Origin of the sequence: Sulfuricurvum sp. PD_MW2 (assembly GCF_002633015.1) — a bacterium.
Classification (GTDB): Bacteria; Campylobacterota; Campylobacteria; order Campylobacterales; family Sulfurimonadaceae; genus Sulfuricurvum.
The window spans coordinates 1-25,432 of the sequence record NZ_NSIU01000017.1 but is presented as its reverse complement, the minus strand read 5'-3'; the positions used below and the strand labels follow the sequence as shown (position 1 = coordinate 25,432).

The 25,432-nt window shown below is 41.8% G+C and carries 25 protein-coding genes and 1 pseudogene; 13 read left to right on the top strand and 13 right to left on the bottom strand.

Annotated elements, in window-relative coordinates:
* Positions 1 to 60: 60 nt before the first annotated feature.
* Positions 61 to 1,926: pseudogene (rpoD, locus tag CJD30_RS08355) on the top strand (RNA polymerase sigma factor RpoD); the annotation flags it as partial.
* Positions 1,926 to 2,612, top strand: coding sequence for a hypothetical protein (locus CJD30_RS08350; protein WP_294918267.1), 687 nt, complete (start codon positions 1,926 to 1,928; stop codon positions 2,610 to 2,612). The pseudogene rpoD and the gene CJD30_RS08350, both read left to right, overlap by 1 nt.
* Here the strand turns inward: CJD30_RS08350 and CJD30_RS08345 are convergent.
* Genes CJD30_RS08345 through hemL form a run of 3 tightly spaced genes read right to left on the bottom strand, consistent with a single transcriptional unit; the run spans position 2,587 to position 4,610 of the window.
* Positions 2,587 to 3,024: a hypothetical protein gene (locus CJD30_RS08345; protein ID WP_294918265.1), complete on the bottom strand. Its 438-nt coding sequence runs from the start codon at positions 3,022 to 3,024 to the stop codon at positions 2,587 to 2,589. The genes CJD30_RS08350 and CJD30_RS08345 overlap by 26 nt on opposite strands.
* Before the next feature lie 6 nt (positions 3,025 to 3,030).
* The gene (locus tag CJD30_RS08340; protein WP_294918263.1) at positions 3,031 to 3,327 is read right to left on the bottom strand and encodes an AtpZ/AtpI family protein; all 297 of its coding nucleotides are present in this window, start codon (positions 3,325 to 3,327) and stop codon (positions 3,031 to 3,033) included.
* Complete coding sequence (hemL, locus tag CJD30_RS08335; protein WP_294918261.1) at positions 3,327 to 4,610, bottom strand: glutamate-1-semialdehyde 2,1-aminomutase; 1,284 nt, start codon at positions 4,608 to 4,610, stop codon at positions 3,327 to 3,329. The genes CJD30_RS08340 and hemL overlap by 1 nt, the downstream gene beginning before the upstream one ends.
* Before the next feature lie 99 nt (positions 4,611 to 4,709).
* Here hemL and tgt point away from each other — a divergent pair, with 99 nt between their 5' ends.
* Positions 4,710 to 5,831 carry a tRNA guanosine(34) transglycosylase Tgt gene (gene tgt, locus CJD30_RS08330; RefSeq protein WP_294918260.1) on the top strand — a complete coding sequence of 374 codons (1,122 nt, stop codon included), beginning with the start codon at positions 4,710 to 4,712 and terminating at the stop codon, positions 5,829 to 5,831.
* A gap of 70 nt (positions 5,832 to 5,901) precedes the next feature.
* On the opposite strand, the gene CJD30_RS08325 is transcribed toward tgt, so the two are convergent.
* The 7 genes from CJD30_RS08325 to napA are packed head-to-tail and all read right to left on the bottom strand — an operon-like array spanning position 5,902 to position 12,679.
* Entirely contained in the window at positions 5,902 to 6,249 is a 348-nt protein-coding gene (locus CJD30_RS08325) for a chaperone NapD (RefSeq protein WP_294918258.1), read from the bottom strand.
* On the bottom strand, positions 6,246 to 7,175 hold the full coding sequence (locus CJD30_RS08320) for a hypothetical protein (RefSeq protein WP_294918257.1): 930 nt from the start codon (positions 7,173 to 7,175) through the stop codon (positions 6,246 to 6,248). Before CJD30_RS08320 ends, CJD30_RS08325 begins: the two co-directional genes overlap by 4 nt.
* The gene (locus CJD30_RS08315; RefSeq protein WP_294918255.1) at positions 7,172 to 7,675 is read right to left on the bottom strand and encodes a 4Fe-4S binding protein; all 504 of its coding nucleotides are present in this window, start codon (positions 7,673 to 7,675) and stop codon (positions 7,172 to 7,174) included. The genes CJD30_RS08320 and CJD30_RS08315 overlap by 4 nt, the downstream gene beginning before the upstream one ends.
* Positions 7,675 to 8,256 (bottom strand): nitrate reductase cytochrome c-type subunit, encoded by a 582-nt coding sequence (locus CJD30_RS08310; RefSeq protein ID WP_294918253.1) that lies wholly within the window; start codon positions 8,254 to 8,256, stop codon positions 7,675 to 7,677. Before CJD30_RS08310 ends, CJD30_RS08315 begins: the two co-directional genes overlap by 1 nt.
* A gap of 3 nt (positions 8,257 to 8,259) precedes the next feature.
* Positions 8,260 to 9,078: a quinol dehydrogenase ferredoxin subunit NapH gene (gene napH, locus CJD30_RS08305; RefSeq protein WP_294918251.1), complete on the bottom strand. Its 819-nt coding sequence runs from the start codon at positions 9,076 to 9,078 to the stop codon at positions 8,260 to 8,262.
* Positions 9,078 to 9,890 (bottom strand): ferredoxin-type protein NapG, encoded by an 813-nt coding sequence (napG, locus tag CJD30_RS08300; RefSeq protein ID WP_294918250.1) that lies wholly within the window; start codon positions 9,888 to 9,890, stop codon positions 9,078 to 9,080. Before napG ends, napH begins: the two co-directional genes overlap by 1 nt.
* A gap of 2 nt (positions 9,891 to 9,892) precedes the next feature.
* Complete coding sequence (napA, locus tag CJD30_RS08295) at positions 9,893 to 12,679, bottom strand: nitrate reductase catalytic subunit NapA (protein ID WP_294918248.1); 2,787 nt, start codon at positions 12,677 to 12,679, stop codon at positions 9,893 to 9,895.
* A 403-nt stretch (positions 12,680 to 13,082) separates the two neighbouring features.
* Here napA and CJD30_RS08290 point away from each other — a divergent pair, with 403 nt between their 5' ends.
* Genes CJD30_RS08290 through CJD30_RS08275 form a run of 4 tightly spaced genes read left to right on the top strand, consistent with a single transcriptional unit; the run spans position 13,083 to position 17,371 of the window.
* A complete protein-coding gene (locus CJD30_RS08290; protein ID WP_294918315.1) occupies positions 13,083 to 13,865 on the top strand; it encodes a pyridoxine 5'-phosphate synthase in 783 nt (260 codons plus the stop codon).
* Positions 13,853 to 14,779 (top strand): 4-hydroxythreonine-4-phosphate dehydrogenase, encoded by a 927-nt coding sequence (pdxA, locus tag CJD30_RS08285; protein WP_294918246.1) that lies wholly within the window; start codon positions 13,853 to 13,855, stop codon positions 14,777 to 14,779. The genes CJD30_RS08290 and pdxA overlap by 13 nt, the downstream gene beginning before the upstream one ends.
* Positions 14,776 to 16,272, top strand: coding sequence for a hypothetical protein (locus tag CJD30_RS08280; RefSeq protein WP_294918244.1), 1,497 nt, complete (start codon positions 14,776 to 14,778; stop codon positions 16,270 to 16,272). The genes pdxA and CJD30_RS08280 overlap by 4 nt, the downstream gene beginning before the upstream one ends.
* 31 nt (positions 16,273 to 16,303) lie before the next feature.
* Positions 16,304 to 17,371 (top strand): PilZ domain-containing protein, encoded by a 1,068-nt coding sequence (locus CJD30_RS08275; protein WP_294918242.1) that lies wholly within the window; start codon positions 16,304 to 16,306, stop codon positions 17,369 to 17,371.
* Between the two features lie 10 nt (positions 17,372 to 17,381).
* Here the strand turns inward: CJD30_RS08275 and nspC are convergent, their stop codons facing one another.
* Positions 17,382 to 18,527, bottom strand: coding sequence for a carboxynorspermidine decarboxylase (nspC, locus tag CJD30_RS08270; protein WP_294918240.1), 1,146 nt, complete (start codon positions 18,525 to 18,527; stop codon positions 17,382 to 17,384).
* Between the two features lie 100 nt (positions 18,528 to 18,627).
* Here nspC and CJD30_RS08265 point away from each other — a divergent pair, with 100 nt between their 5' ends.
* Genes CJD30_RS08265 through CJD30_RS08255 form a run of 3 tightly spaced genes read left to right on the top strand, consistent with a single transcriptional unit; the run spans position 18,628 to position 20,010 of the window.
* Entirely contained in the window at positions 18,628 to 18,921 is a 294-nt protein-coding gene (locus CJD30_RS08265; RefSeq protein ID WP_294918238.1) for a type II toxin-antitoxin system HigB family toxin, read from the top strand.
* Position 18,922: 1 nt separating this feature from the next.
* On the top strand, positions 18,923 to 19,291 hold the full coding sequence (locus CJD30_RS08260) for a DNA-binding protein (RefSeq protein WP_294918236.1): 369 nt from the start codon (positions 18,923 to 18,925) through the stop codon (positions 19,289 to 19,291).
* A gap of 14 nt (positions 19,292 to 19,305) precedes the next feature.
* Complete coding sequence (locus tag CJD30_RS08255; RefSeq protein WP_294918234.1) at positions 19,306 to 20,010, top strand: hypothetical protein; 705 nt, start codon at positions 19,306 to 19,308, stop codon at positions 20,008 to 20,010.
* A gap of 9 nt (positions 20,011 to 20,019) precedes the next feature.
* On the opposite strand, the gene arfB is transcribed toward CJD30_RS08255, so the two are convergent.
* Positions 20,020 to 20,442, bottom strand: a complete 423-nt coding sequence (gene arfB / locus CJD30_RS08250; RefSeq protein ID WP_294918232.1) for an alternative ribosome rescue aminoacyl-tRNA hydrolase ArfB — start codon at positions 20,440 to 20,442, stop codon at positions 20,020 to 20,022.
* 11 nt (positions 20,443 to 20,453) lie between these two features.
* A complete protein-coding gene (locus tag CJD30_RS08245; protein WP_294918230.1) occupies positions 20,454 to 21,782 on the bottom strand; it encodes a DEAD/DEAH box helicase in 1,329 nt (442 codons plus the stop codon).
* Positions 21,783 to 21,899: 117 nt separating this feature from the next.
* Between CJD30_RS08245 and CJD30_RS08240 the strand changes: the two genes are divergently transcribed.
* The 3 genes from CJD30_RS08240 to CJD30_RS08230 all read left to right on the top strand — a co-directional run bounded on the left by CJD30_RS08240 (position 21,900) and on the right by CJD30_RS08230 (position 25,382).
* The gene (locus tag CJD30_RS08240; RefSeq protein WP_294918229.1) at positions 21,900 to 23,108 is read left to right on the top strand and encodes a putative glycoside hydrolase; all 1,209 of its coding nucleotides are present in this window, start codon (positions 21,900 to 21,902) and stop codon (positions 23,106 to 23,108) included.
* A 55-nt stretch (positions 23,109 to 23,163) separates the two neighbouring features.
* Positions 23,164 to 24,396: an EAL domain-containing protein gene (locus tag CJD30_RS08235; protein ID WP_294918227.1), complete on the top strand. Its 1,233-nt coding sequence runs from the start codon at positions 23,164 to 23,166 to the stop codon at positions 24,394 to 24,396.
* Between the two features lie 86 nt (positions 24,397 to 24,482).
* The gene (locus CJD30_RS08230) at positions 24,483 to 25,382 is read left to right on the top strand and encodes a GGDEF domain-containing protein (RefSeq protein ID WP_294918225.1); all 900 of its coding nucleotides are present in this window, start codon (positions 24,483 to 24,485) and stop codon (positions 25,380 to 25,382) included.
* Positions 25,383 to 25,432: the final 50 nt, after the last annotated feature.

Here is a 25,432-nt window from a genome sequence, read left to right as displayed (position 1 = left end):
CGCTATTTAAGAAAAATTTCGGTATAATCCACCTCTTTTAACAGTAAAGGGAGCCCTTCTCGTATGAGCGTCAAAGATCTAAATAAACATCTCGAAACCCTATTTTCCGAACATAAATCCAAAAATTGTCTCACCTATGAAACAATTGTCGATCCTTTTGACAAACAACCTACCCTTGCTCAAGCAAAAAACATTCTAAAATTGGCGCAAAAACATAAGATCTGTCTTTTTACCTCTTCAGAACATGCCAAAATGCTCAATCAGCAAGAAGCTGCCGCAAAACGTGCCGCGCAACTCAAATACATCGAAGAAGCAAGCGGGGATGAGTTTGATATCCTCAAACAGCACGAACTTCTCGAATGGTCACGTTCCGATTCACCGGTGCGTATGTATCTTCGTGAAATGGGGCAAATTCCCCTTTTAACAAAAGAAGAAGAAGTTGAAATCTCTAAGCGTATGGAGATGGGGGAAGGGATCATCATCGATGCGATCTGTTCTGTCCCGTATCTCATCGATTTTATTCTTGATTATAAAGACCCGCTCATCAATCGTGAACGACGCGTAAAAGAGCTCTTCAAAAGCTTCGAAGAAGACGGAGAAGACGAAGGGGATGATGATGTCGATGATGAAGTCGATGATGAAGAATCAACCGAAAAAGCCCCTTCGGCAAAAGATAAAAAACGGGTTGAAAAAGTCGTAACATCCTTTAAATCACTCGAAAAAGCGAAAAAAGAGTGGGTAAAAGCGACCGAAAAAATGTTGGAAGAGCGCCCAATCGATGAGATGGATGCAGAATATGTCCTTTTCTTCCTCAATGTGAGCTTCAAGAAAAAAATGCTCAAAGAAGCCCTTTTGGATCTTGGACCTACCTCAAAACTCATTAATGAGCTTGTCCGTTCCATGGAGACGGCTCTTCGCAGCGATGAAGGATTTGATCGCGAACTCAAACGCTTGGAGTATAAACTTCCGCTTTTTAACGATCAGCTTAAAAAGAATCATACTTTGATTCTCAATAAAATCTGCGATTTGACCAAAGAAGAGATCGCAACCAAAGTACCGGAAGCAACGATGGTCAGTACCTATATGGAGATCAAAAAACTGATCCAAACCAAAGAGGCTTCCAAAGGCGGGTTCAACATGGAACCTGAAAAACTCGCCGATATTTTGGAGCAGATCAAACGTGGTAAAAGCATCTCTGAAACGGCAAAAACCCGTATGGCAAAATCGAACCTCCGTCTGGTTGTCTCGATTGCCAAACGCTATACCAACCGTGGATTGCCGTTCCTGGATTTGATTCAAGAAGGTAACATCGGTCTGATGAAAGCCGTCGATAAATTTGAATACCAAAAAGGGTATAAATTCTCGACGTATGCGACATGGTGGATCCGTCAGGCAATCAGCCGTGCTATCGCCGATCAAGCACGTACCATTCGTATCCCGATCCATATGATTGAAACGATCAACCGTATCAACAAAATCATGCGTAAACATCTCCAAGAGCACGGAAAAGAGCCGGATGTTGAAACCATCGCAGAAGAAGTGGGCTTGTCGGTCGAGAAAGTTAAAAACGTCATCAAAATCACAAAAGAGCCGATTTCACTGGAAGCTCCGATCGGTAATGAAGAAGACGGTCGTTTCGGTGATTTCATCGAAGATAAAATGTCAATTTCACCAAGTGATGCTATCTTGAAAGATGACTTGAAAGTTCAAATTGAAAGCGTTCTCGAACAGCTCAACGAACGTGAAAAAGCGGTTATCAAAATGCGCTTTGGAATCATGGACGATGAAAGTGACCGTACTCTTGAAGAGATCGGAAAAGAGCTCAATGTTACCCGTGAGCGCGTGCGCCAAATCGAAAGCAGCGCGATCAAAAAGCTCAAACACCCTAAAGTGGGTCGTAAACTCAAAAACTATATCGAGGACTAATGACGTTCGATCAACAATGGATTGAATACGATTTTAATCCATTCATCCTTTTTAGCTCAAGCGGGAAAATACTCTCTCTAAATACTGAAGCTCAGTATCTCCTCGGAGCTATCGAAGCTTCCGCCATCTATAAAATCGCCACCACGTATGCGAGTTCTTCTTTTGGATTTAAAACGACATTCTTAGAACTCGAATTCGGCCGTTTTAAATTTTTTGGTATCACTGTAGGATACGAAGACGAAGAGCAAATCGGTATTCGTCTCTATCAGTTGCCTTCTTTTCAATTTACCGCTCAAAAACCGGAAGGGCAATTGGTCAATGTCTACACCCTGATTGATTTGTGTATCAGCTCCAATTCTATCGGTTCGCAGACCAAATATACCAAAGAACTCGATCCGACCATCCCTGAAATCCGTCTTCAAACAGAATGGTTCATCAAACTGCTAAATAAAATCTATACCTCTATGGCAGGAAATGAAAAAATTGCGACCCGATTATTTTTCCGGGTTGGGGAGCATATTAAATTCGAAGGGGAGAAATACTCTCTCTTTTCGATCGAAGTTTCAGCCGAAACGATCAGCCGGCGATATCTAGCGGAAATTACCCATTTAGCAGAAGAGAACAATCTTTTTGTGGATATAAAAGAACAGCGTATTACGATCAACGTTCCGATGATCGTAAAATAAAGAGTTTTTTCGCCAACAGATACCCCAACGGCATCCCTGCTGCCAAGCCGATCAGATACGGCAGAATCGATAGAGAGTTAGAGTTCTTAAGAGCTATGAATCCTACGATCAAAAACCCATAGGGTAATAACCGATAAATCGATACCATCGCAGAAGCGTTTTGCGTTGTATTTTTGAGAACATTCCCTTTTTGACGTGCTTTTTCCTCTTTGATCATCGTTTTTATATCAGTGATCTCCTGCTCACGTTCCTCTTCGTACAGATCATACGGATCATCCATCATATCGATCGCATCTTTTGTATCCGAGACATCAACATCTCCGACACGGCTTTGAATCATATTGCGGTAAGCATAAAGCGATCCAAGCACGATCAACATCGATGAGAACAGTGCAACGATAAAACTACTCATGAGTGATCAATCCTCATCGTCATCATCACTTTGTTTACCCATGTTATAACGCGGGTCTTTTGCTAATTTTTCAAACTCTTTATACTGCTTACTGTACGCTTTATAAACATTCAAAAAGGCAGCAGCGATACCAATAAAAACACCGACCCATAAAAGCCATGCAACCCCCGTAAGCTTCTTAAGCCCCAATCCCATCGCAACACCAATCAGGATCGCAACCACCATCGAAATGCCTAATGAAAGGGTCTCAGCCCCTTCGATAATCGGTTTTAAACGGGGTTTTTGCTCTTCTTGGTTATCCATTACAGTTCCCCAAAAATTTTATTTGCCGCTGCAATCGTCTCTTCGATCATCGCATCCGTTATGGCCGTTGAGATAAAGCCCGTCTCAAACTGTGAACACGCAAAATAAAATCCCGCATCCAACATTGCCGCATGGAACTTAGCAAAACGTGCCGTATCGCTTTTGAGTGCTTCGGCAAAGTTTCCTACCGATTCATCGGAGAAGAAAAATCCGAACATCGAACCGCGCACGTCGGTTTGCAAACCTATATTGTGCTTTTTGGCTGCTTCCGTAAACCCGTTCATCAAACGTTTTGCACGTTCCTCAAGGATACTGAATACTCGTGCATTGTTTTTAAGCTTATGAATCGATGCAAGACCTGCCGCCATCGCAACCGGATTACCGCTCAAAGTTCCTGCCTGATAAACACCACCCTCCGGTGAAAGATGTGCCATGATCTCGCGGCGACCTCCAAATGCACCGACCGGCATACCGCCACCGATCACTTTACCCAAAGTAACAAGGTCAGGTTTAGTTCCCGTAATGCTCTCCGCACCGTGTAAACATGCTCTAAAACCACTCATAACCTCGTCAAAAATGAGTAATGTACCATATTGATCACATAGAGCACGAAGTTCGGCTAAGAAATCTTTAGTTGCAGGAACCAGTCCCATATTTCCGGCAATCGGCTCAATAATGACACACGCGATTCCAGGGCTATCTTGGAAACATTGTTTGACACTTTCAATATTGTTGTACTCCGCCAAAAGGGTATGTTTGGTAAAATCGGCAGGTACTCCAGGAGAACTCGGAGTTCCGAACGTCACGGCACCTGAACCCGCTTGAACCAGCAATGCATCACTGTGACCGTGATAGCATCCGGTGAATTTGACGATGTCATCTCGGCCCGTAAATCCGCGAGCAAGACGGATTGCACTCATCACGGCTTCGGTTCCGCTGCTCACAAAGCGGATTTTCTCGATAGAGTCGTAGATAGAGATAATCAGCTCCGCGAGTTCTGATTCAGCTTCGGTCGGTGCTCCAAAACTGAGACCGTGTTTAACCGCTTCGATGACAGCATTTTCGATAGATTCATCACGATGTCCGAAGATCAGTGGTCCCCAGCTTTGGACATAATCGACGTAACGATTTTCATCGATATCAACCAAATAACCGCCCTCTCCCCGAGCAATAAATCGTGGAATTCCTCCGACACTTTTAAACGCTCGAACCGGGGAGTTTACACCACCGGGAATAAGTTGTTGGGCTCTTTCAAAAGCGCTCTGTGAATGTTCGATGCTCATTCTTCATCCTAAAATAGTAATCTTTTTGCCATTATAGCGAAATGGGTTGTTCAAAAGCCTCACGATGCGCTAAAATAACGAAAAAACATAAGGTCTTTTATGCAATTTCACGTCGATGCTACCTGCGGCAACGCACGAGCCTGCACCATCACTACGGCGCACTCTACGATCCAAACTCCTATTTTCATGCCAGTGGGAACGGTTGGCTCGGTAAAAGCACTCGATATGTCCGATATGACCGATCTACTCGATACGCAGATCATCCTCGCCAATACCTATCACACCTATTTGCGCCCGGGAGATGAGACCATCGCCAAGCTCGGAGGACTACACGGTTTTACCACCTATCCTAAAAGTTTTTTGACCGACAGTGGCGGTTTTCAGGCATTCAGTCTCAGCGACATCTCCAAACCTACGGAACATGGAATCGAATTTCGTTCCCACATTGACGGCAGTAAACACTTCTTTACCCCCGAAAAAGTGATCGACATTCAAAATAATCTAAACAGCGACATCATGATGATTTTGGACGATCTCGTGGCTCTACCTGCCACACAAGAGCGAATCAGAACTTCGATTAAACGAACAACCCAATGGGCACAGCAATCTATCGATTACCATCGCAACAACCAGAGCAAAGGGATCGGGATCAACCAAAACATTTTTGCGATTATCCAGGGTGGAACGGACTTTAATTTCCGTACCCAATCCGCCGAAGAGCTCTGCGCGATGGATTATGACGGATTTGCCATTGGAGGGCTTTCAGTCGGTGAAGCGAACAACCTCATGTACGATACGGTGGAGCACACCACTCCGCTGATGCCGAGTGATAAGCCCCGCTATCTCATGGGAGTCGGAACGCCTGAAGATTTAGTCGAAAATATCGAGCGCGGCGTCGATATGTTCGATTGTGTTATGCCGACCCGTAATGCCCGAAACGGGACACTCTTCACCACATTCGGGAAAGTAAACATCAAAGGAGCCGCCTATAAATTCGACTCTGAACCGATAGATCCTGCTTGCGAATGCTATACTTGCCGCCGCTATAGCCGTGCGTATTTACACCATCTTTTCCGTTCTCGTGAAATTACCTATTTTCGTCTCGCATCTTTACATAACCTCCACTACTATCTATGGCTGGTCAAACAAGCCCGTCAAGCAATCATAGAGGGTAAATTCAAAGAATTTAAAAAGGACTTTTACGCACGCCGGCAAGCATAATTTTAGAGATTAGATACCAATACTCTCAAAAAAACAACCTCTATGCTGCAATGAGAGATAAGCAATTTCTTTATTTGTCCTTTAAATGACCATGATAAATAATATCTTTTGCGTCAACATCTTCAGCATTGAGAAAATTGATTAAATTATCACTTAGTACCTCAAACTTTCCCTGTTCTTCAGCAAATTCGTTTTCACTAAATGCCATTGCCATTTCAGCTGAGAGCACATGAGGAATCTCTTGAACTTTACGTAATTTTTCACTCTCTTCTTCTGTATTCTCACCTTCTAGAATGATGATTATACGGCCTAATTCATCGTGTGCATACACTTCGCACTGACCGCTTTGATGCAGCTCATTTAATACAAATTCAATGTACTCCGGTGCACATTTTACAACAACGCTTGATATATTCATGGTAGCTCCCAAATTATTATTTTATTTTCATCTGCACTGGAAACAAACCGTTTTTCATTGATGAAAACGATCCGATTCAACGTTGCATTATGCCCTTTGGCATAAGCGATTTTAGATTGTTTGGCAACATCAAAAAGAGAAATCATATTATCTTCATCCATCGCAGCCGCCATTCGAGTTGCATTTGGCGACATAGCAGCACTATAGATCAAAAAGGTTCCATAATACCGTGTATAGCGTTTGCCGTCTAGCGAATAGATGATAGCTCTGCGATCTTGCCCCGCCGTAACAATAAAACCGTTTTGAAGATCGATTTTATAAATATTATCCACATTCCCGCCTTGTATATTACGGAGAATTTTCATCGAATGGGTATCTATGAGCGTCACGATACCTGCTTCACCAGCTACAGCAGCATATTTTCGATCTTTTGAGAGAGCCATATCAGAAAGTGGAGAAGTACCGGCACTGAGGGTTTTAAGGGTTTTATTAAGCTGAAGGTCAAACCAAAGTATTTCGTTACTTAACAATGTCACCAATACTGTAGTCTCCGAAACAAATCCGATTTTTTTTATGACACTATACGTATGAAAAGAGGTAGGAATCTTTTTTCCGTCTTTAAACAATACGATTTTTCCCTCTTCGGTCGCTACGGCAAGTGTTTGTTGATCAGGAGAGATATCAAGGCTCATAACTTTAGGAATAAGCTTCTCTCCGAACGAGTTTTTGATCGGGTCAAGCTTTTGCGTAGAGAGAATTTTGCCGTTCAACCCTATTTTAAGAATTTCACCATTATCCGTACCCGCCCAAATCATGTCATGAACGACAAAATCCAAAACAGGGGATGACGTTTTTACAATCATTTTCGGTGTAATCGTAGTACCCCATAAAGTGACGACACATATTAGTGTGACTAAAAGTTTCATATTTTCTCTTTTGGTTGTGGATGAATTTGAATTGTATTGCTTGGACATACTCCGATACAAAATCCACATCCGCTACACGCGTTCATATCGATTTCCGGATTCCATAATCCTGTAAAATGGATCGCTTTTTCGTTACAAACATCAGCACACGTTCGACAAATTGTTTTATTCCACGCCAAACAATTCAAAATATTGATCTCAACCCTGACATCAATAGATTCAACAGGCTGCGCAATAAAACAATCGTATTCGCATACTTTTGAGCACTCTCCACAAAACGTACAACCGCGACGGGAAAAATCAAGATAAGGAATGGCATCGCCTTCGCGTATAATGATCCCCTCTTCGCATACTGTTTTGCAAGAAGAATCGTTGCATTTACCGCATTGTTCGACACTGTTGACTATGAACCCAGGCAGAAGAGGTCGAAAAACGGCTTCTTCTTTTTTCCCATTTCCAATAGATAACAATGATGCAAAAAAATTGCGGCGTGAATCCATTATTCTTCCAATAAATCTTTATTTAAATCAAACGAACCTGATTTGTCTTCCACAACACCTTCACGTAATGTTTTGATCAAATTCGTTTTGTATTCACCGCCGATTTTTTTACGGTAGGCACCTTTAAACTTGTTCATAACAGCCGGATCAAGCTCAGCTTGTGGTGCGTGACACTGTGTACAATTCCATCGCCCTTGATACAATTGCCCCTTTAGATCTTCCATTTTACGCAAATTTGTCAAATGCGTTTTCGGAATCGGAATCGCTCCGACGCTCGATGCTACATCAGGCATATGACATGACGTACAGGTATTTTCTTCTTGGGTGATGATCGGTAACTCATTGATATCATGCGGAATCATCGGAGGGGCATTGTCATACGCCCTTGGAATACGTTTATTTCCCGCACCCGGAGCCGTCCCTTTATAAGAATACGGTTTTTCAACCAATCCGGTATCTGCATCTACACTCACTTTTGAAAGACCAAGAGTCTCTTCTGCAATCTCAACATTTTGTCCTGCGCTCACCCATGCTGTTCCTACTAGCAATGCAGCGATAACACTCATCACACTACGTTTCATGTGCTACTCCTTAGATTGTTTACTCAATAATCGAATCTCAAAATTTAAAGCCTCATCGTCACACACTTCGACACAGCGACCACAATTGGTACACTCTCCCATGGCAACAAATTCACTCCGTTTACCGATCATGTGCAAGACCGGTTTTTCAGGACATATATTGGTACATTTCATACACTGCGTACATTGTTCCTGATTATGTTTAACACGAATCACACTGAAGCGACCGATTAGTGAATAAAATCCACCAAGCGGGCACAAATGACCGCAAAAACCGTTTTTAATCCCAAAAAGGTCAAACAAAAAGACCCCTACTATAACCGCTCCGCCGAATCCGATGCCAACAATCAAACCACGGTTAAGTATCCCGATCGGGCTGATTAACTCAAACGCCGCTACACCAAAGAGGGCTGAAAGAGCTAATGAGATACCTAAGATCCAATACCGCAGACCACGGCTAATCACCACACGATGTTCTACTTCATTGATACGAAGCATACGACGCAAACCATTTGCTATATCGGTGACAATATTAATCGGACAGACCCATGCACAAAATCCCCGTCCGCCAATAATTGCATAAAAAAGGGCAATAATAGCCGCACCTATGAGGACATCAATTCCCAGTAGCGCCCCTGCAATGCTCATCTGAACAACCGCAAAAGGATCAGCCAAAGGGATAGTTCCCATCAAAAGCGAACTTCCCAAATCTCCTTCGAGGATTTTCCATCCCCATATATGGGCTTCGGCATAGAGAAGAATCAATGCGGACTGCAACAACCGACGAAGAATTATCAGTCGATGTTTATAGACCCATCTCATTAAAACTCCTCGTTATTGAGATAATCGACCGTTTTTTGTGAACTGGTCGGAGTAATGGTTGTTTGCCCTCCACTCTCTTGAGTCTCAAGCCGTTTTTCATCCCCTTTATCCCATCCTTTTATATAGTTGCTACCCGCTTTGCCTTTAGCAACTGCAAGCGGTAACACGATAATCGATGGTTTTTCGGTCACACACACTTTTTCACACATACCACATCCCGTACATATATCAGGAACAATACGTGGAACCAATAACGCATGCTTGCCTGTTCGATCGTTTCGGCTATGATCGATCACAATCGCTTCATTCATCAGAGGACATGCACGAAAACATGCATCGCACTGTATCCCCCAATAGGCAATACACTGATCGCTATCGACGATTGCAATTCCTATTTTAGCCTTAGTGATGTCCAACTGGTTCACACCCTTTGCATTGGTTTTAGATACCAGTATCGCATCAAGGGCTCCACTTGGACATGGTGGAACACACGGAATATCATCACACATATAACACGGAATATCGCGAGCGTTAAAATACGGTGTTCCAAGCGGTACATTATCCCCTGCACGAGCAAGTTTCAAGGTATCATACGGGCACGCTTCGACACATAACCCGCATCGGATACAATGTGTTATAAAATCTTTCTCTTTCAATGCACCCGGAGGGCGTAAAAAGAGCATAGACCCTTTTGCCTCATTCAAATATGCACTCCACGTCAAAGCACCCAATGTCGCCAAACCGATCCCTTGCAAAGCCTGCAACAAAAATCGGCGCCGTTCACTAAGCGGAGGGAGTTTTTCCTTGATCATGGTTATGCCTTATAAACCTTGACCGCACATTTTTTAAAGTCGGTCTGTTTGGAGATCGGACATGTCGCATCCAAACATACTTTGTTAATATAGACTTTTTCATCAAACCAAGGAACATATACAAGGCTCTTCGGAGGTCTGTTACGGCCACGGGTTTCAACACGTGCTTTCACTTTTCCGCGTCGGCTCTCTACCCATACAAGCTGACCGTCTTTAACTCCCGCATCTTTTGCGGTCTCAGGATGCATATAACATAATGCTTCCGGAACCGCACGATAGAGTTCCGGCACACGCATGGTCATCGTCCCGGAATGCCAATGTTCGAGTACCCGTCCGGTACAAAGCCATAACGGATAATCCTCACTCGGAACTTCTGGAGGATCCATGTAAGGATGCATGAAAATCTTCGCTTTATTGCTCAAATCCACTTTCGGTTTTGACGCATCCGGCCCTGCCAAAGTCCCTTGCGGAATCACTTTGCTAAACTCTCCATAGAATGCAAAATCACGTCCCGTTTTCTTCGCATACGGATCGTATTTGGAATTGAAACGCCATTGAGTCTCTTTGCCATTGACAACCGGCCATTTAAGACCACGCACTCGGTGATAAGTATCGAAATCGGCCAAATCGTGCCCATGCCCAAGACCAAATTTACGGTATTCTTCCCAAATATATTTATGGATAAAGAATCCATAGCCTTTAAATACCTTTCCATCCGAACCGACAACATTACGTTTGTCTCCGGCTGCTTCGGTATTCATAAATCCTTTACCGATCGGATCTGGCCAACGGAAGCTACGAGCCTCACTATTTGCAAACAAGACATCAAACAAAGTATCAGTCGGTTTGTAGCCCATCGCCAATGCTTTATCCATAATTGACGGCAAAGTGACTTTATCGTTGATTTTCCACTCTTTCCATACTTCGGCAAGGGTAAAGCGTTTTGCAAACTCTGTATATTGCCATAAATCAGGCATTGCCTCCCCAACCGGTGTGACTTGTTGGCGCCATTGTTGAGTTCGGCGTTCCGCATTACCGTATCCGCCCCATTTCTCATAAATCATTGCCGATGGGAGGATCAGGTCAGCAACTTTGGCTGAGATTCCGGGATAGGCATCGGAACAAACGATAAAATTATCCATTTCCCGTGCCGCTTTGATCCAGTGGTTAGCATTAGCGGTATCTTGCCATGGATTGTTAACATGTACCCATGCCCATTTTACTTTTCCATCCTCGAGATCCCTCATAATCTGGACATAGTGACTTCCCGGTACAGGGTTAATCGTACCCTCCGGTATTTTCCAAATATGTTCAGTATGTTCACGGTGCTTTGGATTCGCAACAACCATATCAGCAGGAAGACGGTGACTGAATGTTCCTACCTCGCGCGCCGTTCCGCAAGCTGATGGCTGACCAGTAAGAGAGAATGCGCCGGTTCCAGGTTTTGATTGTTTACCAAGCAACATATGCACCATATACGATTGAGAGTTAACCCACGTACCGCGTGTATGCTGGTTCATACCCATTGTCCAGAAACTAACTACTTTACGCCCTTTTTCAATATAGAGATCGGCAAGGGCTTTGAGTTTTTTCTTGAACGTTTCGATATCTTCGTCAGGATTCCCTTTGGCGACACGTGCGGTATAATCCAGAGTATAGGGGGCAAGACCTCGTTTGAACTCCTCGAATCCGATAACCCAGTTTTCAGCTGCATTGGCATTATGGGTCATTTTCATCGTTTCACCGGCATCGTATCCAAATGGCTTAAGTGCAGGAGCTTCGAGACTGCTTACTTTTTTAGATACCTCTTTAGCTACGGTATCTTTCTCTTCAGCTTTAAATTTCGGGTGATTCGGATTGTTACGCATACCAAATCCTGTATCAACCCAGCTGGTTGTAAACACGCAGTTGTCATTAACGTATTTCCAATCGATCGATTCAGGATTGTTGTAAACGATTTCATGTGCGATATAGTTCCAAATTGCTAAATCCGAATTTGGTCGAAAAATAATTTCGATATCCGCAAGATCAGATGTACGTGTAGCATATGTCGAAAGATTAACTACTTTTACTTTTGCTTTATTGGTTAGCTTGCGATCAGAAACCCGTGACCAAAGGATCGGATGCATTTCTGCCATATTCGCTCCCCATGTTACGACGGTATCGGTTAGTTCAATATCATCGTAACATCCTGCCGGTTCATCAATCCCGAAGGTTTGCATAAATCCGGCAACCGCAGAAGCCATACAGTGACGGGCATTTGGATCAATATTATTAGATCGGAATCCCGCTTTCATAAGCTTTAGTGCGGCATACCCCTCCTGGATAGTGTATTGCCCTGAACCAAAAACGGCTACCGAAGTTGGTCCGTTTTTAGCATACGTCTCTTTGAATTTATCGGTCATAACATCAAATGCTTTCTCCCAACTGACCGGTTGAAATTTCCCTTTCTTACTGAAATTTCCACTCGCATCAACACGAAGCAACGGTTGCGTCAGACGATCAGCACCATACATAATTTTTGCCAGAAAATACCCTTTGATACAGTTGAGCCCTTTGTTCACCGGAGCAGCAGGATCACCTTTGACAGCAATGATTTTGTCATTTTGAGTTGCGACCATGACTCCGCATCCCGTTCCGCAAAAACGGCATACTGACTTATCCCAGCGCCATCCGCTTTCTCCTTGTTCCGATGCAGCTTGAACTTCCTTGGGCAATACCATCCCTACCGCAGATGCGGCAGCAGTAGCAACACTTGCTTTGAGAAACTCTCTACGACTTTCTTGCATAATGTATCCTTTAGGATTGGATTTTGAGAATACCTTTAAAAAACGTTCTAAAAGAACCTTTTTTGAGATATATTGTTTTCATTCACACTAATCATTCTAATCTAATTTATAAACTTAAGTCAAGGGAAAATAATAAATTTATCTAATACAGAATCAAATTTCAGAATAGCCTCCCTTTTGTATCTCTAAATTCAAAATACTACCCATCAATATAGTCTCAAGCGTTAATTGTTCGATATAATTCAAGGAAAGATTTGTATTTTTAAATTGCAAAAATCATAGAGATATACGATCTTTATTATTTTGTTGAAATCAACCTGCTGAAAAGCCATAAAACAACTATCAACGAACATGATATATCTTCAATAATAAAAGGATTTTTATGCACACCATCAAGCCTAAAATGAATCTTGGTGTCAATATAGACCATATCGGGGTTCTACGTGAAGCGCGTAAGATCAACGATCCTGATCCGCTCATGGCACTTGCTATCTGTGCGCAGAGCGGTGCCGATCAAATCACGATACATTTGCGTGAAGACCGTCGCCATATTCACGATGACGACGCCTATCGTATCATCACAACGTCACCTATTCCGGTGAATCTCGAATGTGCGATTGAGCCCTCAATTATCGAAATTGTTTGCGCTCTCCGTCCCCATCGTGCCACGCTCGTTCCTGAAAAACGACAAGAAGTGACTACGGAAGGGGGATTAGACGTTATCGGACATCACAACTTCATATTAGATGCTATCAAACAGCTGAAGCAACATGAAATTGAAATTTCTCTCTTTATCGATCCAACCCGTGAAGCGATAGAGGCCAGTGAGCGCCTAGGAGCAGAATGGGTAGAACTCCATACGGGAACCTACGCAAATCTTTATGCCATGCGCTATTCTGCCCTTCCCCATTCGCATCACAGCATTGAAGCACTGAACCTCTCTCGCAATGAGCTCGACAACCTGCTTGAAAATGCGTACGGTACAATTGTCGATGCAGCCAATTATGCCCGTTCACTCGGGCTCAAAGTTGCGGCAGGACACGGACTAAATTACCAAAATGTTACTCCGATTGTCAGTATCGATACTATCGAAGAACTCAATATCGGACAAAGCATTGTTGCTCGATCTGTCTTTACAGGGTTAGCAACTGCCGTTTCGGACATGAAAGCATTATGTCAACGCTAAAACGTATCGCCATCAGTATCGGCGATTTGAATGGAATCGGGTTTGAGATTGCCCTAAAAGCCCATAATGACGTTATAAGACTATGTCATCCGATCTACTGCATTAGCCGTTTCATGGCTACTCAGGCAGCTGAACACCTCGATATGCCTCTACCAGAAGATTTTGTGTGTCATGAAATTGCAGGTGAGTTTACAATCGAGCCCGGTCTTGTGAGTGCAAAAAGCGGACGTTACAGCTTTGAATCTTTTATATCTGCCGTTGAACTTGCCAAAGACGGTATCGTGGATGCCATCACCACTCTTCCTATCCATAAAGAAGCATGGATGTTGGCAGGAATAACCTATGTCGGGCATACCGATGCACTGCGAGATATTTTTCAGTGCAATGCAATCATGATGCTCGGATGCGATAAGCTCTATGTCCCTCTTTATACCGAGCATATCCCTCTTCGCGAAGTTGCTTCACATATCCAAACCAAGCCGTTAGTCTCATTTTTACTTCAGTTGCATGAAACAACAAACCACAGTCCTATCGCCGTGTTAGGATTAAACCCTCATGCAGGAGATCACGGTGTATTAGGAGATGAAGAGTGTTTTATCGAAGCAGCGATAAAAGAAGCCAATATTCATATCGGCAAAGAAGTTTTCGTCGGTCCTATTGTCCCTGATATAGCATTCACTCCCCGTTTTCGTGAACGCTATAGCATGATTGCCGCGATGTATCATGATCAAGGTCTTGCTCCGCTCAAAGCGCTCTATTTTGATGAAGGGATTAATGTCTCGTTAGGACTCCCAATCATACGTACCTCAGTTGATCATGGAACAGCATTTGATATTGCCTATAAAAACATTGCTTCTTTGCAAAGCTATATCAATGCTATTACAGCCTCTTTACACTTTATGAGAAAACGATGAACCCTCGTTTCATAGCAGAGATCGCCGAGATTTTAAATGATTTCCTCCCTAAACGGCTCTATGCTCTAGATTTTACAACTGAACAATACAAAACATTACTCAAAAAAATCTCTGTCGATAGTGATCAAAAACTTTTTGAAGAGAAAAAAGGTTCCATCCGAAAAGGGATCGTAAAATACTTTGCCAATAATAATCAATCCATTGAACTGCAAGTTACTTTTGCCTCATTCGCACTCAAAAAACAGTTTCTTGATTCCTCAAAATCAGAAGAGTATGACCGAATGCTGCATCGCAACAGTTCTATACTCTTGGATATTTATGATCGAAAATCTGATTTTTCGCCGGTACCCTACATCGTCTCTATACCGGGTGAAATTCGTAATCCAATTTTGAACAATTTTCTCTTATTCGATACCGATCTAGATTATATCCGCCAAGTGATACGCCAGCAAATCAATGAAATTTTCAATCTGGATTCCAAAGATATTATCTTCTTTTTACGGGGTCGACTTACGATTCGTATCTACACACCTCCAAAACGATTTGCCGAGGGTATCGACAAACGGTTCGCAGGAGAGTCTGTAGAGGATATGGAAGCGATGTATCAAACCTATTTTCCTAACGGAGCATGGGAGCATATCGAATCCTTTCTAGATGAAGTACTCGAAGAAAAACTCAATTTCGGAGTCATTGATAATTTTACGTTTACCCGTACCTTTATCACTGTTTTTCGCTCTATGATCGAAATTTTGCTTCTTGAAATCATGCGACAAAGTGACCATCCAAGAATTGAGGGATTCACCGGATACGTCCTTCGCCAAAATTTTCATGATATTTTTATCTATACGGCCAAAAATCTACTCCTTTTTATCGAAAAACGGGATAAAAATGCAGAATCGTTTATAAAGTTTTTTGCTGATGAAGTCGTTATTGACAATCATGGAAATAAAATTCAAAAATATGCCATTATCGATACAAAACAACAGCGATGGAATTACAGTTCGATCTTATCCGTGATTATGCAATACAAACAGGTCAAACTAAAAATAGCTACTCAAAAAGAGACGATACAAAATACGGAAAATGATCTAGCAATTTGTCAAAACGAGTTAGCAGAAGAGAAAAACAATAAAAACACTATAAATCTGAAATTGGCAGATATCGAAGAAACCATTACTGAAAACGAAGCAGCTATCGAACGTTTAAAACATAAAACAGGCAATACTTCCGAAGAGGTACTCTCTCTTAAATCTCAGATCAATCGTCTTAATTATCATGAAATAGAACTTTTAGACATGAGAAAAAAAATACTCTCTCAAGCCGAACTTAGTAAAAATAAAATATCGGGAAAAACGAGTGAACTTATCAGACGTCAACGCAAACTCGATTATGAAAAAAAATCACTCAAAACCTATCTTGAGCAAATGGCTTCATTTATCGAATCGTATGATCTCATCACCGAAGCGCTTGCTACGGTTTTAACAAAACGCTAGTATATGAATATCGTAGTCTTTTGGAAATATCATGAAAAAACCTCATAACCTTAAAAAACTTCGTCATACAGTTCATAATGACTTAGACATTACGGCATTTCGTGAATTATTCGTTAAAGCGGCATGGAAGACATACATTTCATCTCACCTTAAAAACGATATCCAAATGAAAGAACTTTTTGGAGAGTTATGTGACATATTGTTTACTACCGAACACACTCGCTTAAAGAACACTGTTACAAAAATACGTTCTAATTTTGATACGGATGATGCATTTGAACAATTCATCAATAATACGTTTTATATGATTCTAAATTTTTACGTAAAATCATTTTATACCGGTAAATCGGATGGATGGAGCAAAATAGCTGCTTTTGCGACAACGGTAGAAGAGTTAATTAGCCATATACTCAATCCAAACAACAATATCGCTTCTCTTTTTGAAGCAACTCTAATCGATGCTATCGAAACAATACGTCGCCAAGAAAAAAATCTTCATGTGTTAAATACCTACTTGGGAGTACCGATTCACTACCCTGCACGCGTTATCCATACCGATGAAGAAAGTATTATTATAGAGACTCATCCGATACAAGAAAAAGCGGCTTTAATTCAAAATAGCATTTATCTACTTAAAACAAATGACCTGATCACCGATGTTTTTGCTTCCGTATCCCCTATCGACATTAATGGTAGAAATTATTTGCGCGTCTATCGATTTGAACAACTCCATAATTCGTTATTTCATCGACAGACCATTCGAGTACGCCCTTTTCATCCACTTCGCTTTACAATTCTCTGCCCTGAAAAACAAGAGACTACATGTTATGCCTATGATATCTCTCTTGGAGGAGTAGCACTTACAAGCATGCACTCCTATGAAATAAACTGTCACGATTTGATTCTGGAATTTCCCTTAGAAATTATAGGAAACCATAATAGAGTAAAAGCCAAAATGGTTTTTAAATCTTCTTATGAAAGCGGTTATAAGTACCATTTTCAAATCGATCCTACGCTACAACAAGAGGGAGAAATTGGAAAATACGTTACACGAAGGGAACAAGAAATTATCAAAGCCCTTCGTGATCAGATCATCTAACAGTATCCCTTCACGAGAGACGGTTGCGATAATCCTCATACCCAAATTCATGAACGATTTTAAGCTCACCCTCTTTTGTCCAGATCGCGAGCGAGGGGAGCTTGATTCCGTTAAATGTCGTATTTTTGACAAACGTATAATGTATTTGATCTTCAAAGATAATCTTGTCACCTACTTGAAGCAGCTCATCAAACGAATAATCCCCCATGATATCCCCCGCCAGACACGTATTGCCTCCGAAACGGTAGGTATAGGCTTTCTCGCCTGCTTCTCCTGATCCTCGTACCATAGCACGATACGGCATCGCAAGGGTATCAGGCATATGCGCTTCGGCAGAGGTATCCAAAATCGCAATATCCATCCCGTTATGAACGATATCGAGCACCGATGCAACCAATGGTCCCGTCTGCCAACCGATTGCTTCACCGGGTTCTAAATAAACAGTAATATCGTTATGACGCGCTTTAAATGCACGGATCACTTCGATCAGGCGGTCGACATCATAGTCAACTCGGGTAATATGGTGCCCTCCTCCGAAATTGACGTATTTCAGTCCGTCAATATAGGAGCCGAATTTTGCTTCAAACGCTTCAAGAACTCCTTCTAACGCATCAACATTTTGTTCGCAAAGGGCGTGAAAATTGAGTCCATCAAGCTGTGCCACAATACTCTCATCGAAATTTGCCAATGTTGTTCCCAAACGGCTGTAAAGTCCGCACGGGTTATAAAGGTCGACGGGGCTTGAGGAGTATTCGGGATTGACGCGGAGTGATACGGAGATGTTCGGATTGACAGTTTTGACACGCTCGTAATAGCGGTGAAACTGTGCAGGTGAATTAAATACGATATCATCGCTGATACAGGCGATTTCGTCTATATCTTCGTCTTTGAACGCTGGAGAGTAAGTATGCACCTCTTTGTTCATTTTCTCACGGGCAAGCTTGGCTTCATGCAGTCCGCTCGCAGTACATCCGCAGAGATACTTGCTTACCATAGGAAAAGTTGACCACATCGCAAACCCTTTGAGGGCAAGGATGATTTTTGCGCCTGATTCTCTCTGTACCCGATCCATCACAAGGAGATTCTTTTCTAAAAGTTCCTCCTCACAAATATAACATGGTGTATGGGGGAGTTGAGAAAAATCGATAGTGCTCATGGATAAGTCCTAAAAGAGGTTTTAATGACGTGATTGTAGCATAGAGTTATTTCCGAATACACTAAGTTCCTTTTAAAGGAACAAAACTTATACTTTCTCTATGAATGTTATCAGTAAAAAGACATTGATACTGTTTTATGAAAAGCATCCTCAGGTAAAAATACCTTTGGAAGTGTGGCACTCAGATGTGCGCAAAGCACTATGGGAAAGCCCCGGTCAAATAAAACGAGAGTATTCCAGTGCCTCTTTTTTACGAGACAACCGCGTTGTTTTCAATATCAAGGGTAACGATTACCGCCTGATCGTCCATATCGATTACAAACGGAAAATTGTCCGAGTCAAGTTCATCGGAACCCACAGCGAATACGACAAAATAAATGCAGAGGAGATTTAACATGCACCTATCCCCTATCCGAACCGAAGCCGATTATGAAAAGGCACTTGAGCGCATCGACGTACTCATGGATTTAGAACCTGAGATCGGAAGCACGGAGGGCGACGAACTCGAAATTCTTGCGCTGTTGATCGAGAAATACGAAGAGCAACACTGGCAAATCGCCGCACCCGATCCCATCGAAGCGATCAAATATCGTATGGAAGAGATGGGACTCAAACAAAAAGATTTGGTTCCCCTCATCGGGAGCAAAAGCAAGGTTTCCGAAGTACTCAACCGTAAGATCGGACTATCGCTCAGTATGATCTCCAACCTCTCGGCACAGCTTCATATTCCGTTGGAAGTATTGGTACCGAAAGCTTCGGCGTAATCTGAAAGAATTCTATGAAACATTTTAATGAATTGATTCAGAAAATTGAAAATGCAGAAAAACATGATAGCTATCTGGAAACAATGAAAACCACTCTGATAGATCCATCTTGGAGAAATATATATGCTCCTTACGAAGAAGTATTTCAATGTCTTGATTCAGAATCATGGAATATACTTTCTACAAAAGCAATCGAACATTATAAACAGCACCGAGATGGTCAATTAAAAGAAGCCTTTTATAATCAACTTAATGAAGCCTTTGCTTATCAATATCTACAAAATCAAGGCTATGAAAATATTAAAATATTAGATGATTCTGCAAAGAAAAAAAAGATTCCTGACCTTAGTTACGAGATTGTGGGAAAACAATTTTATTGTGAAGTAAAAAGTATAGGAGTATCAGTTGACGAACTGAATCGCAGTAAATCTGGAGAAAGTTATGATGGATCAGTTTATTATTCATTGCAAGAAGGGTTTTTTACCAAATTAAAAAGCAAGTTTGACGAAGCTACTATTCAAATATCTCACTATGGTGAAGGATTGATCTTTATCTATATCCCAAAATTTGACGACTTTACACATATGTATTACAGCCGTTACAAAGAACAAATTATCGAGTTTATTACTTCTTGTGAAATCATTGAAATATATATAAAGATTGGTATTCTTGGCGATTTTATTCATAAAAAACGAAATGGAGAGATTATATTTTCATAAATAAAAAGTTTAGCTCTCCCCGCCGTTCACTTTCCCCCGCATCTTCTTGATATTTCCATGCTTTGTTTTACTGTCCATTCGCCGTTTCTGAGAGTTCCGGGTCGGTTTCGTCGCTTTTCGCTTCTTTTGGACAATCGTGACGCTTTTAATCAGCTCTTTGAGCCTCTCCAACGCCGCTTCTTTGTTCTCTTCTTGGGAACGTGATTCTTGAGACTTGATATTGATGACACCCTCTTTGGTGATCCGATGATCAGTGAGTTCTAAAAGGCGTTCTTTGTAAAAGTCGGGGAGTGTTGAAGCATTGATGTCAAATCGGAGGTGAATGGCCGTAGAGACCTTGTTGACGTTTTGCCCGCCTGCACCTTGGGATCGGATCGCAGTGATTTCGATCTCAGCGTCGGGGATACTAACGGTGTGGGAGATTTGTAGCATGATCGAAGAAATTATCTCCCTCGCCCTTTCCCTTTTTTCGGAGCCGCTTTTGGGGATTCTTCTTCTCGTGCAACACGTGGTCCGCGCTTACCTACATGTTTTGGCTGAACGGGAGCTTTTTTACGTTTATTTCCAAATGCTCCGGCAATTTTCCCTTTTTTCTCTCCCTCTTTAGAGAGACTTTTCCCGCGAGTTTTTACCAATCCATTCTCAGCAGGAGGCTCAAATCCTTTGACCAAAATCGTCTCGACATTTTTACCGAGCATCGTAATAATCTTTTTCCAAGAGATATGTTCTGCGGAAGAGAGAAGCGTAATTGCCAATCCATCATTTCCAGCACGCCCTGTCCGTCCGATACGGTGGAGATAGTCCGTAGCTACGTGAGGGATATCGTAGTTAATCACAACGTCTAATCCCTCGATATCCAATCCTCGCGCAGCGATGTCCGTTGCAACAAGGATACGGGCATTCCCTTCTCTAAAATCATTGAGGGCTCGGTCACGCGCTCCATGTTTTTTATCCCCGTGAATGACGACATTCTTCAACCCGCTTGCGGTGAGTTCTGCACTCACTTCATCCGCTTCTACTTTGGTGCGGGTAAATACAAGTACTTGCGGATAGTTATTTGAACCGATCAAAAATGATAACAGCTCTTTTTTACGCTCTTTTTCGACCGGATGAACCACTTGACGCAACGTCATATCGGCAGCTTTTAGGTTATCGATCTCCACCAAAAGCGGTTTTTTGAGGATTTTTTCACTTAACTGTTTTACTGCACCCGTCATTGTTGCGGAAAATAGCATATTTTGGCGCTTGAGCGGCAACAGATCGATGATTTGTTCTACTTCTCGGATAAATCCCATATCAAAAATCGTATCGGCTTCATCAAATACCAAAAAGTCGATTCGTGAAAGAGGAACATGCCCTTGTTTATTCAACTCGATCAAACGTCCCGGGGTCGCTACAATTATATCGACCCCGTTACTCAGTTCTTTCGCCTGACGAGCCATATTCGCTCCGCCGAAAAGAGGAAGAACTTTTAACTCTAACCCTTGAGCATAAATCTCGATTGCAGATCCGATTTGAGATGCCAATTCTCGTGTGGGAACAATGATCAAAGCTCTCGCACTTGCTTGTGATCCCTCTTCAGTGAGTTTATGGAGAATAGGAAGCGTAAAAGCTGCTGTTTTACCGGTTCCGGTTTGTGCAGCGCCGAGAATATCCCGGCCACGCAATACAAGTGGAATAACCTGTTCTTGAATCGGTGTCGGTTTCGAATAACCGATTGTTTGAAGGGTATGAAGAAGATGTGGGTTTAGCCCTAAAGTCGTAAATGACATAAAATGGTGTACCTTTTTGGTATTTTGTTAGAGAATGTTAACATTTTATCCCTTCAAACCTCCATATTTTAGACGTTTTTTTGCTACGATGTCGCCATCAGATTACAGGGGATAGAATTGAGAGCATTAGTGGTGTTAGCTACAGCGGTGACATTGACATGGGGAGCACTCATCAGTGGAACTATTTTAGACAAAAAAACTTCCAAACCAATAGCCAATGCTATTATCGTTTCACAAGGCAAAGAGTATAGAAGTGACTGTAACGGTTCATTTAAAGTTCCCGCCTCTGGTGTTATCGGCGTACGTGCAGTAGGATACGAACGAAAGTTTTATACAGGCGGGGGGAAAATGTATCTCAACCCATTTAGCCCAAAAGCCCTCTATCTTTCAAGTTTTGGTGCCACAAGCAGCAAAATTATGGGAAATGCCAAACGTATTTTAGAGAACACAGAGATCAATGCGTTTGTTATCGATGTGAAAATGGATCGCGGACAAATCGCTTTTAAAACGGCGAACCCGATCGCAAACAGTATCGGTGCACAAGAAATTGTTTTATTTAAAGACGTGAAAAAGTTTGTTGCCGATTTGCATAAAGAGGGTATTTACGTGATTGCCCGCATTGTATCATTTAAAGATACACCTTACGTCACAGCACATCCGCAAATGGGTGTCAGAACTACTGACGGATCTCTTTTCAAAGACAAAGAGGGACTTTACTGGATCGATGCATCCCGTAAAGAACCGAGAGAATATATCATCAGTATTGCAGCCGAAGCCGCAGCTGCTGGATTTGATGAAATTCAGTTCGACTATGTCCGCTTCCCGGATCGAAAAGGGGTAAAATTCTCGGTTGAAAATACACAGGCTGAACGGGTAAAAGCGATCACAGGATTTTTAGAAGCGGCAAGAGCACGTTTGACTCCCTACAATGTTTTTATCTCAGCCGATATTTTCGGATATGTCAGCTGGCATGATGCCGATATTGAGATCGGACAGCGTGTTGATGCACTTTCACCTTATGTCGACTATCTCTCGCCAATGCTCTATCCATCAGGATTTAATGCGGGAATTCCAGGATACCCCGATCCGGTAAAAGCAAATTATGAAATCGTTAAACTATCCCTCGATAAAGCACTTGAAAAATCGGGAACATCTCCGTTAGCTTACCGCCCATGGCTTCAAGCATTCCGAGATTACGCGTTTGATCGACGTATCTACGGAGCCAAAGAGATACGGGATCAAATCGCGGCAAGTGAAGCTTTTGGGAGTTGCGGATGGATTCTTTGGAATCCTCGCAATGTCTATTCAACTGAAGGACTAAAATAAGAAATTCAGATGTATAATGCATCTTTGAACTAAATGCGGGGTGCAGGAATCTGTCATGGTCGAATCAGATATTTTTATCGGTAGACAACCAATATTCGATAGAGAAGGAAAGTGTATTTCCTATGAGCTTCTCTATCGAAGCACGCACGAATCCAGTGAAGCCGTTTTTACAGATAACGCTCACGCAACTGCCCGAGTTATCCTCAATCTTATTCATAATATCGGTCTAACTTCTATCATCGGAGATAAAATCGGTTATATCAATATCGATGAAACCATTATACTCAGCGATGTTTTTTTATCTCTGCCAAAATCTAAACTTGTCTTCGAGATATTAGAGTATACAAAAGTAAATCAAGAAGTTGTTGACAAAATAGCCTATTTGCACGAACTGGGATACCGATTTGCTCTTGATGATTTTTCCTGTGATAATGAAAATATTGAATATTTCAGATTACTGTTTCCCTATGTCGATGTGATCAAAATCGATTTGCTTGCGACTACCGATATGACGATCGAAGCGATGGTCGAAAAATTTTCTGCCCTCAATGTTAAATTATTGGCAGAAAAAGTTGAAAATATAGAGATATTTAATCGATGTAAAAATGCCGGCTTTGATTATTTTCAGGGATTCTTTTTTGAAAAACCGACTATTATCCAAGGGATCAAAATTGAACCCTCGATTATCCATGCGATTGATATGATAAATACTCTAAGAACAACAAGTGATATGAATGTTATCAGTGAGAAGTTTTCCTATTATCCCGAGCTAACCTTCAATCTTCTCCGATATATCAATTCAGCTGAATTCTCATTCCATCAAGAGATCACGAGTGTCAAACATATTCTCACCCTTTTAGGACCGCAAAAATTACGGTCTTGGTTGGGGTTATTTCTCTATTCGAGTGCCAGCGAAGAGATGTTCCAAGAAGCAATTATCGATGCCGCAAAATTTCGGGCGAATATGATGAGAGAATTAGTGATCGCTTTAGGCAAACCGAACCTGAGTGATGAGGCATTTTTAACCGGAAGTCTCTCCTTGATTGATACCTATTTACACATTAGTATGGATGAAATACTTCAAAAAATCCATCTGGACCAATCGATTGTAGACGCATTGTTACATAGAGAAGGACATTTCGGAAAACTTCTAGAAATTTCTGAAAAACTAGAAAAAACGGATCAAATTCACCCTTTGATCAGCCGTATAGCTTCAAAACTCCAAATAAAAAGCGATAAACTTTACAAAATGTATTGCAAAGCATGGGATTACGAACTCAAAATTTAAGAATTTTCATCGCAATCGATTAAATTTTATACCATCATTTTTCACTATTTAATGTTACAATCACACAAATTTTTGAGGATTCGTGAATGAGCAGTGCTGATATAAACGATAAAATTGCTTCTATTCATGATCAAACACTCAGTACACTTCGAGCTCTCGGACTTCCGGCCCTTCCTCACCATTATAAAAAACATTTTGATCAAATTGTACGCCAATCCGAGGATAGCGAACTGATTGCTCTTCAAAACGACGATTTCGTATCCAGTGAAGAACTAACTCGCTATCTGGATATTGCTCATCGAAGTATTGAAGCTTTTGTTGAAACCCATGCAGATATCTCTCATGTGGCACAGTTGCAAGAAACCTATATCAGCAAAACGCCCAAAGAGGGAATAGAACGGTGTATACAATTTGTCGATGGTCTCAGCGAGCTGGGACACAATATGTCCGTTGAGCTCAAGAAAGCACAAAACAAAATTGATACATTACACAACGAACTTCAAGAAACAATTACACAACTCACCATAGATCCCCTTACCAAAGTCACCAATCGCAAAGGGCTGATCGATGATTTACACAGCGTGATACAAGCAGGTCAGACGAAAACGCTTCCAACCGTTTTGTTAATGATTGATGCCGATGATTTTAAACATATCAATGACCATTACGGGCATGTAGCCGGAGATAAAGTTCTCTATTTTTTCGCACATACGATCAAATCCATTCTTCGTAGCGGTGATAAAGTTTATCGTTACGGGGGCGAAGAGTTTAGTGTTCTTTTGAACCGGTGCAATAAGGAAAAAGCATTTACCGTAGCCGATAAAATCCGCTCAAAAATTGAACAAAGCCATTTAATCTATTCAGGGCAAACCATTAAAATGACCGTTAGCGTAGGAGCTACTATCCACCATGCCGGTGATAGCTATGATGATTTTATCGCTCGTGCCGATCAAGCTTTGTACCGTGCAAAAAACTGTCTCTTATAAACATCAGACGCTGCCTACGAAGAAGATAGTGGAGATCTCGGTTGTCGCCG